General features: G+C 51.6%; 11 protein-coding genes. All 11 read left to right on the forward strand.

The genetic code is table 11. The features are described from left to right. Positions 1–86 precede the first annotated feature (86 nt). The 11 genes from ACO0K9_RS06400 to ACO0K9_RS06450 all read left to right on the forward strand — a co-directional run bounded on the left by ACO0K9_RS06400 (position 87) and on the right by ACO0K9_RS06450 (position 15,296). The gene (locus ACO0K9_RS06400; RefSeq protein WP_422982962.1) at positions 87–1,058 is read left to right on the forward strand and encodes an ABC transporter substrate-binding protein; all 972 of its coding nucleotides are present in this window, start codon (positions 87–89) and stop codon (positions 1,056–1,058) included. 79 nt (positions 1,059–1,137) lie between these two features. After that, positions 1,138–1,956: an ABC transporter permease gene (locus ACO0K9_RS06405; protein ID WP_422982964.1), complete on the forward strand. Its 819-nt coding sequence runs from the start codon at positions 1,138–1,140 to the stop codon at positions 1,954–1,956. A gap of 1 nt (position 1,957) precedes the next feature. Further along, positions 1,958–2,755 (forward strand): ABC transporter ATP-binding protein, encoded by a 798-nt coding sequence (locus ACO0K9_RS06410; protein WP_422982966.1) that lies wholly within the window; start codon positions 1,958–1,960, stop codon positions 2,753–2,755. 94 nt (positions 2,756–2,849) lie between these two features. Continuing rightward, on the forward strand, positions 2,850–4,652 hold the full coding sequence (locus ACO0K9_RS06415) for an ATP-binding protein (RefSeq protein WP_422982968.1): 1,803 nt from the start codon (positions 2,850–2,852) through the stop codon (positions 4,650–4,652). A gap of 71 nt (positions 4,653–4,723) precedes the next feature. Continuing rightward, entirely contained in the window at positions 4,724–6,067 is a 1,344-nt protein-coding gene (locus ACO0K9_RS06420) for a sigma-54-dependent transcriptional regulator (RefSeq protein WP_422982970.1), read from the forward strand. 210 nt (positions 6,068–6,277) lie between these two features. Further along, positions 6,278–7,087 (forward strand): cytochrome C assembly family protein, encoded by an 810-nt coding sequence (locus tag ACO0K9_RS06425; RefSeq protein WP_422982972.1) that lies wholly within the window; start codon positions 6,278–6,280, stop codon positions 7,085–7,087. Beyond that, positions 7,084–7,341: a PP0621 family protein gene (locus ACO0K9_RS06430; protein WP_422982974.1), complete on the forward strand. Its 258-nt coding sequence runs from the start codon at positions 7,084–7,086 to the stop codon at positions 7,339–7,341. The genes ACO0K9_RS06425 and ACO0K9_RS06430 overlap by 4 nt, the downstream gene beginning before the upstream one ends. Before the next feature lie 20 nt (positions 7,342–7,361). Continuing rightward, positions 7,362–9,119, forward strand: coding sequence for a sensor histidine kinase (locus tag ACO0K9_RS06435; protein ID WP_422982976.1), 1,758 nt, complete (start codon positions 7,362–7,364; stop codon positions 9,117–9,119). Continuing rightward, entirely contained in the window at positions 9,116–10,561 is a 1,446-nt protein-coding gene (locus tag ACO0K9_RS06440; RefSeq protein ID WP_422982978.1) for a sigma-54-dependent transcriptional regulator, read from the forward strand. Before ACO0K9_RS06435 ends, ACO0K9_RS06440 begins: the two co-directional genes overlap by 4 nt. A gap of 513 nt (positions 10,562–11,074) precedes the next feature. Continuing rightward, the gene (locus ACO0K9_RS06445; protein ID WP_422982980.1) at positions 11,075–13,990 is read left to right on the forward strand and encodes a ribonucleoside-diphosphate reductase subunit alpha; all 2,916 of its coding nucleotides are present in this window, start codon (positions 11,075–11,077) and stop codon (positions 13,988–13,990) included. A gap of 136 nt (positions 13,991–14,126) precedes the next feature. Then, complete coding sequence (locus tag ACO0K9_RS06450) at positions 14,127–15,296, forward strand: ribonucleotide-diphosphate reductase subunit beta (RefSeq protein WP_422982982.1); 1,170 nt, start codon at positions 14,127–14,129, stop codon at positions 15,294–15,296. Positions 15,297–15,655 lie beyond the last annotated feature (359 nt).

Genomic DNA, 15,655 nt, shown 5'->3' on the forward strand with positions numbered 1-15,655 from the left:
AGATGATATAAGCTGGCACAATATCTGCTATTCATCCTGAGTAAGTAAAAATCAAATCAGAAATTCACCATTTCAAGGAGACAAAGATGTTCAAAAAGATTTTACTCGCCAGTGTTGTTGCTTCCAGTCTGTTGGCCGCTACTAGCCAGGCCCAGGAAGTCGTCAGGCTGGGTAACCTGAAATTCGCCCATTACGGTGCCGTGTCCTACATCAAGGAAATCGCACCCAAATGCGGTATCAAGGTTGAAGAACGGGTGTTCGCCAAGGGCCTCGATGCCATGCAGGCGGTGATCGCGGGCGAGCTGGATGTCGGTGCGGTTTCATCTGAAGCGACTATTTCTGCGCGTGCCAGTGGTGCGCCAATATACCTGGTTGCCGGTTTTGCCAAGGGTGGTGCGCGCCTTGTGGGTCGTACTGATCTGGGCCTGAAAACCGTGAAAGACCTGAAGGGCAAAAAAGTTGGCGTAACACGCGGCGGTATCCAGGATATTTTGCTGGCAGCCGAACTGTCGCAAAATGGCCTGACGTATTCTGATCAACCTGGCAAAGATGTGCAAATCATCTACCTTGGTTTTCCTGACCTGAACCAGGCTTTGCTGGGCAAAAACATTGATGCCATCATGCAGTCCGAGCCATACTCTTCACAAGCCATAGGCAAGGGTTATGGGAGTGAAATCATCAAGCCGTATGATACACCGATAGGTGAGCCGGTACGTACCATGGTCATGACCGAGAAGTTCTATAAAGAACGTCGCCCGGTAGCAGAAAAATTCATGCGTTGCTTTGTCGAAGCCACCAAAACCTTTATCGACAACAAGGAACTGGCTGAGAAATATGTGCGTGAAACCATGTTCAAAGGCCAGGTCAGCCATGAAGATTTTGTGAATGCCATAGAAAACTCGCCTTACTCTTATGACATTACGGCAGAGCATATACAGATCACCACTGATCTGATGCAAAAATACGGTGTAGGTAGAATGGCCAAACCACCGGTCGCCAAGGATTGGGTAAAAACAGATCTTCTGGATCAAGCTAAAAAGTCTTTGAATATCAAGTAAGTTCTTTTTGCGACATCCGTGCAGTGGTAATGTTTATCAACATTACCACTGCACAATCAAATATTTCTAAGGAATGACAATGAAAAAGAATTGGCGCGTGTTTGGCGCGGGGCTAATTGTGCCCATTGTATTGATACTTGTTTGGCATACTTTCTCGACCCAAGGTTGGGTCAATCCACAAATGTTGCCGGCACCACTGGATGTACTAAAGAAATGGATAGAGTACGGAGCGCCGAGAGAGGCATTTAATCCTGCTGTGGAGAACTGGCTATCCTGGATAGTCTCAGGGGAGATGGTGCGTGATACCTTAGGTAGTATGTATCGTGTTTTTGCCGGATTTTTTATAGGCACAAGTCTCGCCTTGCCTTTGGGCTTGATTATGGGAACTAATCAACGAGTTTATACCTTGCTGAATCCCCTGATTCAATTGCATAGACCCATTCCACCGATTGCTTTCACTCCGCTTGCTATTTTGTGGTTTGGATTAGGCGACTCTCCGGCGATATTCCTCATTTCTATCGGTGCATTTTTCCCTGTCCTTATGAATACCATCGCAGGCGTACACCACGTTGATAGTATTTATATACGCGCTGCACGTAATCTCGGTGCAAGTCAGTTCACCATGTTTTCACGGGTCATCTTGCCCGCTGCTGTGCCCTACATTTTATCTGGCGTGAGAATCGGTATAGGCAGTGCCTTCATTTGCGTGATTATTGCTGAAATGCTAGCCGTCAATAATGGCTTGGGCTTCCGAATTCAAGAGGCACGGGAATATTTCTGGACCGATAAAATTATTGCAGGTATGTACACCATTGGTTTCCTTGGATTGGCAATAGATATCGCAATGAACAAATTGAATAATTACTTGCTGCGTTGGCATCGTGGATTGGAGAGTTGAGATGAATAAGACACATATAAAAATCCAGGGCGTGAATAAAATCTTCAAGACCGTCGACAAGGAAGTTGTTGCGCTCAAGAATATTGAGCTTGAGATACCGGAGGGACAATTTGTTTGCTTGCTTGGGCCATCAGGTTGTGGGAAATCGACATTGCTCAACGCAGTTGCCGGTTTTTCCTTGCCAACTTCTGGAACGATTACTGCAAATAACGTTGTCGTCAAAGCCCCCGGCCCTGATCGCGGCATGGTGTTCCAGGAATATGCCTTGTTCCCCTGGATGACGGTGGAACAGAATATTGCTTTTGGCCTCGAAATCAAAGGCATGGGCAAGGCAGAAATCCAGCAGCGTGTCGCCAGTTTATTGGGCATGCTGGGTTTGAGTGATTTCAGGGCGCGCTTCCCCAAGGACTTGTCCGGTGGCATGCGGCAAAGAGTGGCAATCGCCCGTGTGCTGGCGCTGGATTCACCCATCATGCTGATGGATGAACCTTTCGGCGCACTGGATGCGCTGACGCGTCGCAATCTGCAGGATGAGTTGTTGCGGATCTGGTCAGAACTGAAAAAGACCATCATCTTCGTGACCCACAGTATAGAAGAAGCCATTTACCTGGCCGACCGGATTGTCGTCATGACGTACCGGCCAGGCACGGTGAAAAAGGATTTATTGATAGACTTGCCCCGTCTGCGTGATCCTTCTGACCCCGCCTTCAATGCGCTCAAGCGGGAACTGGGGCAACTGGTCATGGAAGAACAGCAAAGACATCACAATGATGAATTGAAGATGGCTGCGGTAGATTAGGCGAGCAGGGCTGGCACAAGGTGAGATTGCCTGGTGCCAGCTCTTATAATAAGAGGATGAATAAGTGCACCTGACATCCAGCTATCCAAATCGTATGAGCACCCGCCAGCGCCGCCTGGTGATGCTTGGTATTGCGCTGCTGGCGGTCTTGCTGGTGGTGGTCAGTTATCTGCTTGCTGCCAGGGCTGCCAAGGAAAACATACAACTCGCCGGTGACCGCCAGTTGCAGATCATCGCGCTGGATATCGAATCGGTGCTCGAACGTTACGAAACCCTGCCTTTCGCTATCTCTTATCTGCCGCTGACTACCCAGGCTTTGCTGAATAGCAAGGATGCTACCCTTATCCAGACCCTGAACCAGAACTTGCAAGAGTTGGCAGAGCAGGCCAAGGTGGCAGCCATCTACCTGATGGACGTGAAGGGAAATACGATAGCTGCCAGCAACTGGACCACCAGCCAAAGTTATATGGGCCAGAATTTTGGCTTCCGGCCTTATTTTTCCGAGGCGATACGTGCTGCCCGGCCTGGACATTTTTATGCGATAGGCAATACTACGAATATACCTGGTTATTTTATTTCCCAGCCCGTCTATCCGCCTGGCAGCAAGCGCGGCAGCTTGCCACCTCTGGGCGTGATCGCTGTCAAGATTAGCCTGGATGAATTTGAACAAGCCTGGCACAGTAGCGAAGAGCCGATTGCGCTGAGCGACAACCAGGGGGTGGTGTTCCTGAGCAACCGGCAAGCATGGAAATACCATAGCCTCAAAGCCCTGACGACGACGGTACAGCAGAACCTGAAAGATACCCTGCAATATGGGGGCAAAAGCATAGCGCCGATAGCGCAGTTGCCGCTTGCAGAGCAAAAAGGTTTTGATGATTATCTGCTGCGTCCCATAGGACGACTTCAATGGCAGTTGATGCTGTTTCCGGATCAGGGCAAGGTATTGCGTGCTGGCTTGCAGACGGCATTGCTGGTAACCCTGATACTGGTCATCGCACTGGCTTTTGCTGCTTTTTATGACCAGCGTCAGCGCCGTCTGGAAGAAGGACGCCTGGCACAGCGGGCGCTGAAACAGGCCGCCGATGAACTGGAATTGAATATCGCCCAGCGCACCCGGCAACTGACACAGGCCAATGAAGAGCTGGAAGCCAAATACCGCAAGCTGAAACAGACCGAGAATTTGTTGCGATCTACACAAAATGAAATGGTGCAAGCTGGCAAACTGGCGATGCTGGGGCAAATGGCGACCGGCATCACCCATGAACTGAACCAGCCATTGACCGCGATACGGGCTTTTGCCGACAATGCCATTACCTTCATGAACCGTGGCCGGCATGAACAGGCGCTGGCCAATCTTGGTCACATCAGCCACGCCAGTGAGCGTATGGGCAGTATCATTGCCCAGTTAAAAGGCTTTGCCAGGAAAAGCCCGAATGCGATTGCCGTGGTCGATGTGCCGCTGGCCATCAAGTCAGCTGTGTCCTTGCTGCAGAGTGAAATTGAGCGGCGCGGTGTTCATTTGCAGATACAGGCTGAACAGCCAGCCACGGTGCTGGGTGATACTGTCAGGATAGAGCAGGTCTTGATCAACCTGATACGCAATGCCCTGGACGCAGTGGATGCCAGCCCGCTCAGGGAAGTATATGTGCGACTGGAAATTGACCAGCATATGGTGAGGATTATCATCAGCGACAGCGGCACGGGCATTCCGCAGCATGTGGCAGAACATTTATTTGAACCTTTTTTTACCACCAAGGAAGTGGGGCAGGGCCTGGGGTTGGGCTTGGCTATTTCTTCCTCCATCGTGCAGGCGATGAATGGCAGCCTGAGCGCCGGTAACCGCGAACAGGGTGGGGCAGAGTTTGTTGTCTGTATTCCTGTCTATCTGTCATCCTGACCGGTGTTAACTTTCAACACTAAACGTTAAACGTTTTTCAACCCACTTCATTTGCCCAAGGAAAAATCGCCATGACAGGTTTGCTGGCTATATTAATAGAGGATGAACAGGCGGTGCGCCTGGCAACCACGCAGACGCTGGAGCTTGGTGGTTTCGAAGTGACTGCCTGTGCCAGTGCCGAATTGGCCGATACCCATCTGAAGGCGGACTTCGCCGGCATCATCGTCACCGATGTGCGCCTGCCCGGAAAATCCGGTCTGGATGTGCTGGAAAAAGTCAGGGCCATCGATCATGAATTGCCTGTCATTATTATTACCGGCCATGGCGATGTCAGCATGGCGGTGGACGCGATGCGGCATGGTGCCTATGATTTCCTGGAAAAACCTTTTGCTGCCGAACGTCTGCTGGATGCCTGCCTGCGTGCCCAGGAAAAACGCCGTCTGGTCAAGGAAAACCGCAAGCTGAAATCGTCCTGGCTCAGCCACGCAAGCACACCCGACCTGATAGGCAAGAGTGCCCAGATGGAACGGGTGCGCAGGTTCATCCACAGCATAGGGCCAGCCCAGGTGGATGTCTTGATCAACGGGGCCACCGGTTCTGGCAAAGAAGTGGTGGCTAGACAATTGCATCTGGCCAGTGGTCGCAAGGGAGAATTTGTCGCCATCAATTGTGGTGCCTTGCCAGAGGCTGTATTCGAAAGTGAAATCTTTGGTCATGAAGCTGGCGCTTTTACCAGCGCCCAGAAACGTCGCATAGGTAAGCTGGAATATGCGCATGGAGGCACGGTATTTCTTGATGAAATTGAAAGTATGCCGCTGAACCTGCAAATCAAATTGCTGCGTGTTTTGCAAGAGCGCAGCCTGGAAAGGCTGGGTGGCAATCAATCGGTGGCACTGGATTGCCGTGTGATTGCGGCCAGCAAGACAGATTTGCTGAAGCTCAGTGCGCAGGGGCAATTCCGCGAAGACTTGTATTTTCGCCTGAGTGTCATCAGCATCAATCTGCCCAGGCTGAATGAAAGACGCGAAGATATTCCCTCGTTGCTGTCGTATTTTGTACAAAGGGCGGCACAGCGTTATCAAAAACCGGTACCTGGCTGGTCACCGGCCCAGATGCAACACTGGATGCAGGCCGACTGGCAGGGCAATGTGCGTGAATTGCGCAATTTTGCCGACCAGTTAGTGCTGGGTGTGGCCGAATTTGCCGACCAGCGCTTTCATCTGGAAAGCAGCCCGGATAGTGCTGCCACCAGCCTGCCGGAAAAAATCGATGCCTATGAAGCCAGCCTGATACAGGCGGCGCTGGAAAGCAGCGGCAATAATGTGGCAAGTGCCGCCGAGGCATTGGGCATACCCAAAAAGACCTTGTATGACAAGATGAAAAAATATCAAAAATCCCTGTCTAATCTAGTGTAGTGCTTTGCAAATTCTTGAGCCATCAAGAATCGACTGTTAATGAGTTGTTCGATGAAGGCTGTAGATCGGACATTTCGCAAGCACCACACTAGCTTCTGCGGAATAGGCAATTGGACGGATTTGCTTGCCGGGTTTGCTCTTGCGCAGGAAATAATCATGCTTTACTGTGCTTAATCCGACTTTTGGCAAGACATAGTGTAAACTTGTTCCATGCAAATCTATCTATCCTTTCTTGCTGCTGCCTTATATATACTGAGCATTTTGCTGCCCGGACGCTTGCGTTTGCTGATCAGTACCGCCACGACCCTGGGCTGGCTGGTGCATGGCGCGGCATTGTGGCTGACCATTTTTTCCGACCATGCGCTGCGGGTGGGGTTTGCCGTCATGCTGTCAGCGGCATTGTGGGTATCGGTATTTGTCTGCTGGCTGGAAAACCGCAATTTCGCTTTGGAAGGGCTGCGCTTCCTGTTGATGCCGAACGCTGCCCTGATGGCAATCTTGCCGGGATTTTTCCCTGGCAGCCTGATCGCGCTGACTGGTAAAACCACCATGTTCCCCTGGCATGTGATTGTGGCCATGCTGGCCTATAGCACGCTGACCATCGCCGCCTTTCACGCTGTAGTCATGACGGTGCAGGATAAACATTTACATAAATTGCGCGGTATCAGGCAGCGCCAGTGGTTGCAGACACTGATAGAGCGTCTGCCGGCCTTGATGACCATGGAAAAAATCCTGTTCCGTTTCATCATCTTTGGCTTTGTGTTGCTGACCCTGACGGTGTTGTCGGGCGTGATTTTTTCTGAGCAGGTACTGGGCGTGGCATTCAAATGGGATCATAAGACCCTGTTGTCGTTGTTGTCCTGGCTGCTGTTTGCCATTTTGCTGGCGGGCCGTTACTGGAAAGGCTGGCGTGGCAAAACCGTTCTCAGTTTCACCCTGTCAGGCTTCGTCACTTTGCTGCTGGCTTATGTAGGCAGCCGTTTTGTGCTGGAAGTCTTGTTGCACAGGAGCCTGACATGAATCTCCTGATGTGGCTGGTGCTGGTGATCCTGGTTGTGCTGGCCCTGAAGAAAAAAGCCCGTTCGACGCTGGACCAGGCACAGACCAGGCAAAATCCGCCACCGGAACAAACAGGCAGCAGGCCTGCCGCGAAAGCAGAAACCATGGTGTGCTGTGCCCATTGCCAGATTTATCTGCCTGCATCCGAGGCAGTCTATGGTGGTGAGCGTGGTGAGCAGGTGTATTGCTCGCAGGCGCATGCCGACCATGCATGAACGGTACCATAGGCTGAGTCATGCCTGACACCTATATCCCGGAAGTCGAAGCCAGCTATTCATTCTGGCGCTCATTGCAGACCCTGAACGGGTCGCGCATCGTGGTGGCCGCCAGTCTGCTGGTATTGCTCAGCCTGCGCAGTGGCAGGGATATCTGGGTGGCCGAGCACTTGCTGGTGCGTGATGTTTGCCTGCTGTATTTCGGGGCTTCGGTCGCGTTTGTCATTTTGAAACTCTTGTACCGGCATCGCTTCATGTGGCAACTGACGCTACAGATGCTGGTCGATATTACCGTTATTTCCATTCTCTATTTTGCCAGCGGCGGCAGTAAAAGCGGCCTCGGCATCCTGTATTTGTTCCCGCTGGCAGCTGCCGCTATCCTCAGTCCGCTGGTGTGGGCCTTCTTTTTTACCTCTATCGCTGTGCTGTTCTTGTTGTCGGAAAGTGTATACCACCTCTTGCAACTGGAAGAAGGAACCGCCCTGTCGCAGGCAGGTTTATATGGTGCCGCCTATTTTGCCGTGGTGTACGTGGTCAGCCGCCTGGCGAATAACCTGATACGCCAGGAACACCTGGCGACACAGCGCGGGAATGCCCTGGCCATACAGCAGGCCATCAACCAGTTAGTGATTGCCGATATGGGTGACGGCATTCTGGTGTTGAATCAATCCGGCTGCATGTTTGAAATCAACCCGGCGGCGGTGCGCATGCTGGGCGGTAACCTGACCAAGGAAATGGTGGGTGCAGAACTGGCCCATATTTCAGCCTTGCGTCCCATCGTCGAGATTTTAAATTCCATGCAGAACCGCAATGTGCTGCAAGACCGCAAGAAGGATGAAGAAATTTCCTTTGTGTCTATCCGCTGCTATCTCGATGACGTGCGACTCGAAGTCAAGGCTGCTGCGACAGAACTCGAATTGCACGAACGTAGTGAGAGCCCGCATTTCATTACTCACCTGAAGCTGCGCTTTGTGGCGGTGAAGGGCGTCAATGTGGGCGGCATGTCAGGGCAGGCCGGGACTTATACGATCATTTTCATGCAAGATGTATCGGATATCGAAAACCAGGCGCAGCAATTGAAACTGGCTTCCATGGGCCGCCTGACCGCCAGTATTGCCCATGAGGTGCGCAATCCGCTGTCGTCCATCTCGTATGCGGCATCGCTGCTGAATGAAGACCTGGATAATCTGGGCGGCGACAAACCGCAGGCTGCACGCCTGCTGAAAATCGTTGATGACAATGTGTCACGCCTGAATCAGCTGATCGAAGACATCTTGAAGCTGTCACGCAAGGCCCAGCCTGACGTTGAACCTTATTCCCTGATCAATACACTACGCGTGATGGTGCAGGATTTTGCCGAAACCAAGGGCTTGGCCGCGGATTTGATCGCGGTTGAGGACGAAAGAAATTTCCAGGTCAGCTTTGATCCCAGTCATTTGCGTGAAGTTGTTTTGAATTTATTATCGAATGCGATACGCTATGCCAGCGGGCAACCGGGTAGCATACGTTTATATGCGCATGTGAATCCCACCGGCAGGCAGGAACTGCATATACAGGATGATGGCCCGGCCATTCCCTATGATGTCAGGGCCCATTTGTTTGAACCTTTTTACACGACCTCACGCATGGGTACCGGGCTGGGCTTATATATGGCAAGGGAATTGTGCCTGAACAACCATGCCCTGCTGGATTATGAATACCGCGTTGAAGAAACGGGTGATGGCAAGAACGAGCCCAGCGGGCGCTTTGTGATTAATTTCTCTGGATATAGTGCATGAGTATGAACGACGCTGCGAGTTGCCCCCGCATCCTGGTGGTGGATGATGAGGCGCATCTGCGTGAACTGCTGGAAATTACGCTCATCAAGATGGGTCTGGATGTGGACAGTGCCGAAAACCTCGCCGTCGCCCGGCAGCAACTGCTCAAACACAGTTATGCCCTGGTTCTGACCGACATGCGCCTGCCTGATGGATCGGGTATGGAACTGGTGCAGGAAGTCAGTACACTATATAAGAACACACCGATTGCCGTGATTACCGCTTTTGGCAGTGCCGACAACGCCGTGGTTGCCCTCAAAGCTGGCGCTTTTGACTATGTGTCGAAGCCGGTGGCGCTTGATCAGTTGCGCAAACTGGTCAGGTCCGCCTTGCAAACCAATGAAGTGCAGAAAGAACAGCAGGCGGCACCGGCCAAGCTTGCCAGCACTTTCAATTCTTTCCTGATCGGCCAGTCACAGAGCATGCGGGAAGTCCGCTTGCAGATCAGTCGTCTGGCGCGCAGCATGGCCCCGGTCATCATTACCGGCGAATCCGGCAGCGGCAAGGAACTGGCAGCCAGGGAAATCCATACCATCAGCGCACGCGCGGGCAAGCCCTTTGTTGCCGTGAACTGCGGTGCAATACCAGAAAATCTGATGGAGGCCGAATTTTTCGGTTATCGCAAGGGTGCTTTCACCGGCGCTGCTGATGATCGCGACGGTTTCTTCCAGGCCGCCAGTGGCGGCACCCTGATGCTGGATGAAGTGGCCGACCTGCCTTTACCCATGCAAGTCAAGTTGTTAAGGGCCATACAGGAACGTCGCGTGCGCAAGGTGGGCGCTACCGTGGAAGAAGCGGTAGACGTGCGCATCATCAGTGCCACCCACCAGAATCTGGCGATATGTGTAGAAGAAGGGCGCTTCCGTCAGGATCTGTATTACCGCCTGAATGTCATTGAGCTGCATTTGCCACCTTTGCGTGAGCGCCTTGAAGATATTGTTGAACTGTCATCCAGCATTTTGAAGAAGCTCACTGGCGCAGACATCAATATGTCGTCACTGGCGATTGATGCCCTGATCAGCTATGACTTTCCTGGTAACGTACGCGAGCTGGAAAACATACTCGAACGCGCCATTGCCTTTGCCAATGATGGCTGCATCGAGGTGGCCGACCTGGCGCTGCGTGGTACCAGAAAACTGGCCGAGCCATTTTTGCTGCCTGCCGTCGATGCCGATGTAGTGGTGCCGAGCCGCCCCATCATGGAGTCCGGTTTTCCGGCGGATGTATTTACTGCGCCGGATTTACCCTGCTCGCTCCCCGAGTATCTGGAAAACGTGGAACGCGAAATGATCAAGCGCGCCTTGAACCAGACCAAAAACAACCGCACCCAGGCCGCTGAATTGCTGGGTGTCAGTTTTAGGCAACTACGTTATCAGATACAAAAATTGAAAATCCAGGAATAACAAATCCCTGCATTGACCTGAATACCTCTGCCTCTGCCCGCCAGCTTTTATGCTGACGGGCCCGTTCTCCGTTCCCCCTTGCTCATACCACTTGATCATGCCACTTGCATGAGCATCCCACGTTAGTACCCACTTGCATATCAGCCGCCAATTCTGCGGGCTTTTCGCCTGTGTCAATCACTTATCCCGCAATTGCGCAAAAAAATAATTCAATTATTTACATGTAAAGCGGTTGCATATGCTGGGATGCGGCACTAGAATTAGGGCAAATAAAAATTTGTACACTATATGTAGTGGTTTCCGTGATTTTGTTTGTTTTCTTGCTCTGGTTCAATTTTCCTTCTTGATTTGCAATTGATTTGGTAAATGATATGAACAAAATGGTCGGATAAGACAAGTCGACTGTCCGCCATGAACTGTAATGTGCAATACCTGTTTTAACCCATAAACCATCAGCAAACCTGTCAAGCAGCGTCGCTGATGGAAAAAAATAACACTGCATCCGGAGGATCAATGCACTCTTCTATTGAAATATCCACTTTGTCCAAGCCAGATCTGGGATCGGTTTTGAATGCGACGACAGCACCTGCTGCTGCCAGTCTGAACAGTTACAGCGAATATCGCATCATCCGTCGTAATGGTTCCGTGGTCGGTTTCGAGCCATCCAAAATCGCTATCGCCATGACCAAGGCTTTTCTGGCGGTCAACGGTGGACACGGTGCCGAGTCCGCCAGGGTTCGTGAACTGGTGGAGCAGATGACGGCCAGTGTGGTCGCTGCGCTGTTGCGCAGACAGCCTGCCGGCGGTACCTTTCATATAGAAGATGTGCAAGACCAGGTTGAACTGGCCCTGATGCGTTCCGGCGAACATGATGTTGCCCGCTCTTATGTGTTGTACCGTGCCAAGCGCATGGAAGAACGCCGTCGCGTGCATGATGTTCCTGGCCAGGCTGGGTCTGCCGCGCCACAATTGAATGTCATCGTTGATGGCCAGGCGCGTCCACTGGATGTGGCAGAAGTGCGCAAGATGATTGCTGCTGCCTGCCTGGGTCTGGACAAGCTGGCAGATCCGGATGCGATTCTGGCCGAGACACTGAAAAACCTGTACGACGGCGTGCCGGTAGAAGAATTGTATAAATCCGCCATCCTGGCTGCCCGTGCCCTGATGGAAAAAGAACCTGCGTATAGTCAGGTGACAGCACGTTTGCTGTTGCATACAGTCCGCAAAGAAGTGTTCGGCAAGGAAGTGGCGCAACAGGATGCGGCGGAAGAGTACATAGAGTACTTCCCGAAATTCATCAAGAAAGGTATCGAAGCCGATCTGCTGGATGCCAAACTTGCCCAGTTTGATTTGAAGAAACTGGCGAATGCCCTGGTCGCCGACCGCGATCTGCAATTTGGTTATATCGGTCTGCAAACTTTGTATGACCGCTACTTCCTGCATATCCGTGGTACCCGTGTTGAAATGCCACAAGCTTTTTATATGCGTGTGGCGATGGGCCTGTCCTTGAATGAAATTGATCGCGAAGCCCGCGCAATAGAATTTTACAATCTGCTGTCCAGTTTCGATTTCATGAGCTCGACACCGACCCTGTTCAATTCCGGTACCCAGCGTTCACAACTATCGTCTTGCTACCTGACGACCGTGGCGGATGATCTGGATGGCATCTATGAAGCCATCAAGGAAAACGCCTTGCTGGCAAAATATGCCGGCGGTCTGGGGAATGACTGGACACCGGTACGCTCACTTGGTGCGCATATCAAAGGCACCAATGGCAAATCCCAGGGCGTCGTACCTTTCCTGAAAGTGGTCAACGACACGGCCGTGGCGGTGAACCAGGGCGGTAAACGTAAAGGGGCAGTCTGCGCCTATCTGGAAACCTGGCACATGGATATCGAGGAATTCCTCGACCTGCGCAAGAACACTGGCGATGACCGCCGTCGTACGCATGACATGAATACCGCGAACTGGATTCCTGATCTGTTCATGAAACGTGTCATGGAAAAAGGTGACTGGACACTGTTCTCGCCTTCCGATGTCCCTGACCTGCATGATAAATATGGCAAGGCGTTTGAACTGGCGTATACCGCGTATGAGGCAAAAGCAGCCAGCGGTGAACTGAGTCTGTCGAAAAAAATCCCGGCACTGGACCTGTGGCGCAAGATGCTGTCCATGCTGTTTGAAACTGGCCATCCATGGATCACTTTCAAAGACCCATGCAATATCCGTTCACCACAACAGCATGTCGGCGTCGTTCATAGCTCTAACTTGTGTACAGAAATTACCCTGAACACCAACGACAGCGAGATCGCCGTATGTAATCTGGGTTCGGTCAACATGCCTGCCCACATGAAAGATGGCAAGCTGGATCACGTTAAATTGAAAAAAACTGTAAGCACAGCCATGCGCATGCTGGATAACGTGATCGACATCAACTATTATGCAGTCAAGAAGGCACGTGACTCCAACCTGCGTCACCGTCCTGTCGGTCTGGGTATCATGGGTTTCCAGGATTGCCTGCACATGATGCGCATTCCTTATGCATCGCTGGACGCTGTACAGTTTGCTGACACGTCCATGGAAGCCGTCTGCTATTACGCTTACCTGGCATCCACCGAATTGGCAGAAGAGCGTGGCCGTTACAGTTCTTATCGTGGTTCGCTGTGGGACCGTGGCATCTTGCCGCAAGATTCCCTGAAACTGCTGGCTGAAGAACGTGGCGGTTACCTGGAAGCCGATTTCTCGGAAAGCATGGACTGGACAGTGGTACGTGATCGCATCAAGCAATTTGGCATGCGTAATTCGAATTGCGTGGCCATTGCACCGACAGCGACCATTTCCAACATCATTGGTGTGTCCGCCTGTATCGAGCCGACTTACCAGAACCTGTATGTGAAGTCGAATCTGTCTGGCGAATTTACAGAAATCAACGAGCATCTGGTGCGTGATCTGAAAGACCGTGGCCTGTGGGATGAAGTCATGATTGCCGATCTTAAATACTTTGACGGCAGTCTGGCACGTATAGACCGTATCCCGGAAGACCTGCGCGCCCTGTATGCAACCGCATTTGAAGTCAGCCCATCCTGGTTAGTGGAAGCGGCTTCACGTCGTCAAAAATGGATAGATCAGGCGCAGTCCCTGAACATCTATATGGCTGGCGCATCCGGTAAGAAACTGGACGAAACCTACAAGCTGGCTTGGTTGCGTGGTTTGAAAACCACGTATTACCTGCGTACGATTGGTGCAACGCACACTGAAAAATCCACCAGCAAGACGGGTGCATTGAATGCGGTGTCGGTGGATGGCAATAGCGGTGGCTATGCTGCCGCAGCAGCCGGTGCAACAGCGGGCGCGCAAGAGACAGATGGTCCGGCCTGCATGTTGCGTCCTGGTGACGCTGGCTTTGAAGAGTGCGAGGCTTGCCAGTAAGCCGCAAATACGCTGCTGCCAATAAGTTGGCAATAAGCTGCGGGCAAATGGCAAGACCAGAAGGTTGCGGGAAGAAGTGCGGGCCAGGCTTCTTCCCATAAAAATACAAGCTGTTACAAAAGTAAGGAAATAAATAATGTTATCTTGGGATGATGAAGTCACGCCGGCAGCGCCAGGCCCGCGTCATGTGGGCGGTATGGATTTGCAGCAGCGTTTGCAAACGCAGGATATTGCCCTGAATCCGGCGCTGGTCAGCAAACCGGTCGTGGTTTCCCCCGAAGTTGTGGCACGCCGGGTCAATGCTGCCGACAAGCGCATCATCAATGGCACCACCGACGTCAACCAACTGGTTCCCTTCAAATATAAATGGGCCTGGGACAAATACCTGGCAGGTTGCGCTAACCACTGGATGCCGCAAGAGATCAATATGCAGCGTGATATTGAACTCTGGAAAAACCCGAATGGCCTGACGGAAGATGAACGCCGTCTGGTGAAACGCAATCTGGGCTTCTTTGTGACGGCTGATTCCCTGGCTGCCAACAATATCGTGCTGGGTACCTACCGTCACATCACGGCACCAGAATGCCGTCAGTATCTGCTGCGCCAGGCATTTGAAGAGGCCATCCACACCCACGCCTATCAATACATCGTTGAATCGCTGGGCCTGGATGAGGCAGAAATCTTCAATGCCTACAACGAAGTCGACTCTATCCGCGACAAGGATCAGTTCCTGATTCCTTTCATCGATGTGCTGACCAACCCTGAATTCAAGACCGGCACCACAGAGGCAGATCAGACCTTGCTCAAGTCCCTGATCGTATTTGCCTGCCTGATGGAAGGTCTGTTTTTCTATGTCGGCTTCACACAGATTCTGGCGCTTGGCCGTCAAAATAAAATGATGGGCGCGGCTGAACAATACCAATACATCTTGCGCGACGAATCGATGCACTGCAATTTTGGGATCGATTTGATCAATACAATTAAGATGGAAAATCCACATTTGTGGACTCCGGCATTTCGCGATGAAATTAAATCGTTGTTTTTGCGTGCTGTGGAGTTGGAATATCGTTACGCAGAGGATACAATGCCGCGTGGAGTGCTCGGTTTGAATGCGCCTATGTTCAAAGGTTATTTACGCTTCATTGCAAATCGCCGCGCACAACAAATTGGTCTCGAAGCGCTGTTCCCTCAGGAAGAAAATCCTTTCCCTTGGATGAGTGAAATGATAGACCTGAAAAAAGAGCGCAACTTTTTTGAGACACGTGTAATTGAGTACCAAACTGGAGGAGCCCTTAACTGGGAGTAGGTGGAGAAAGCGCTGTTGAACAGCGACCACCGGAAACCGGTGCAGGTAAGTTCTGATGTGATGTAAAGCCAGTCTTGATTAAATGAAGTATTGCTTCATATGCGCAGTACGAAGGTAGTGCGACATTTCTGGCAGCCGGACAAAAAACCGGGCAGGACCGAGTTAATCAGTCAATGATTATCTAAGTTGATCAGAACAAACCTGTGGGATGACTCATAAGTTTGCACAAGATGTAAAACGCGAGAGGCCTCACCAAACTGAATGGACAGTCATAGATTAAATTGCTTTGAACTGTTAGTGCCGCAATACCTGGCGAATCTGGGTATTGTGGCTATTGGTCTTTGTATTTCGCAAAAGGA

It is taken from the genome of Undibacterium sp. Ji50W (assembly GCF_049340445.1).
In the GTDB taxonomy this organism is placed as follows: domain Bacteria; phylum Pseudomonadota; class Gammaproteobacteria; order Burkholderiales; family Burkholderiaceae_D; genus Undibacterium.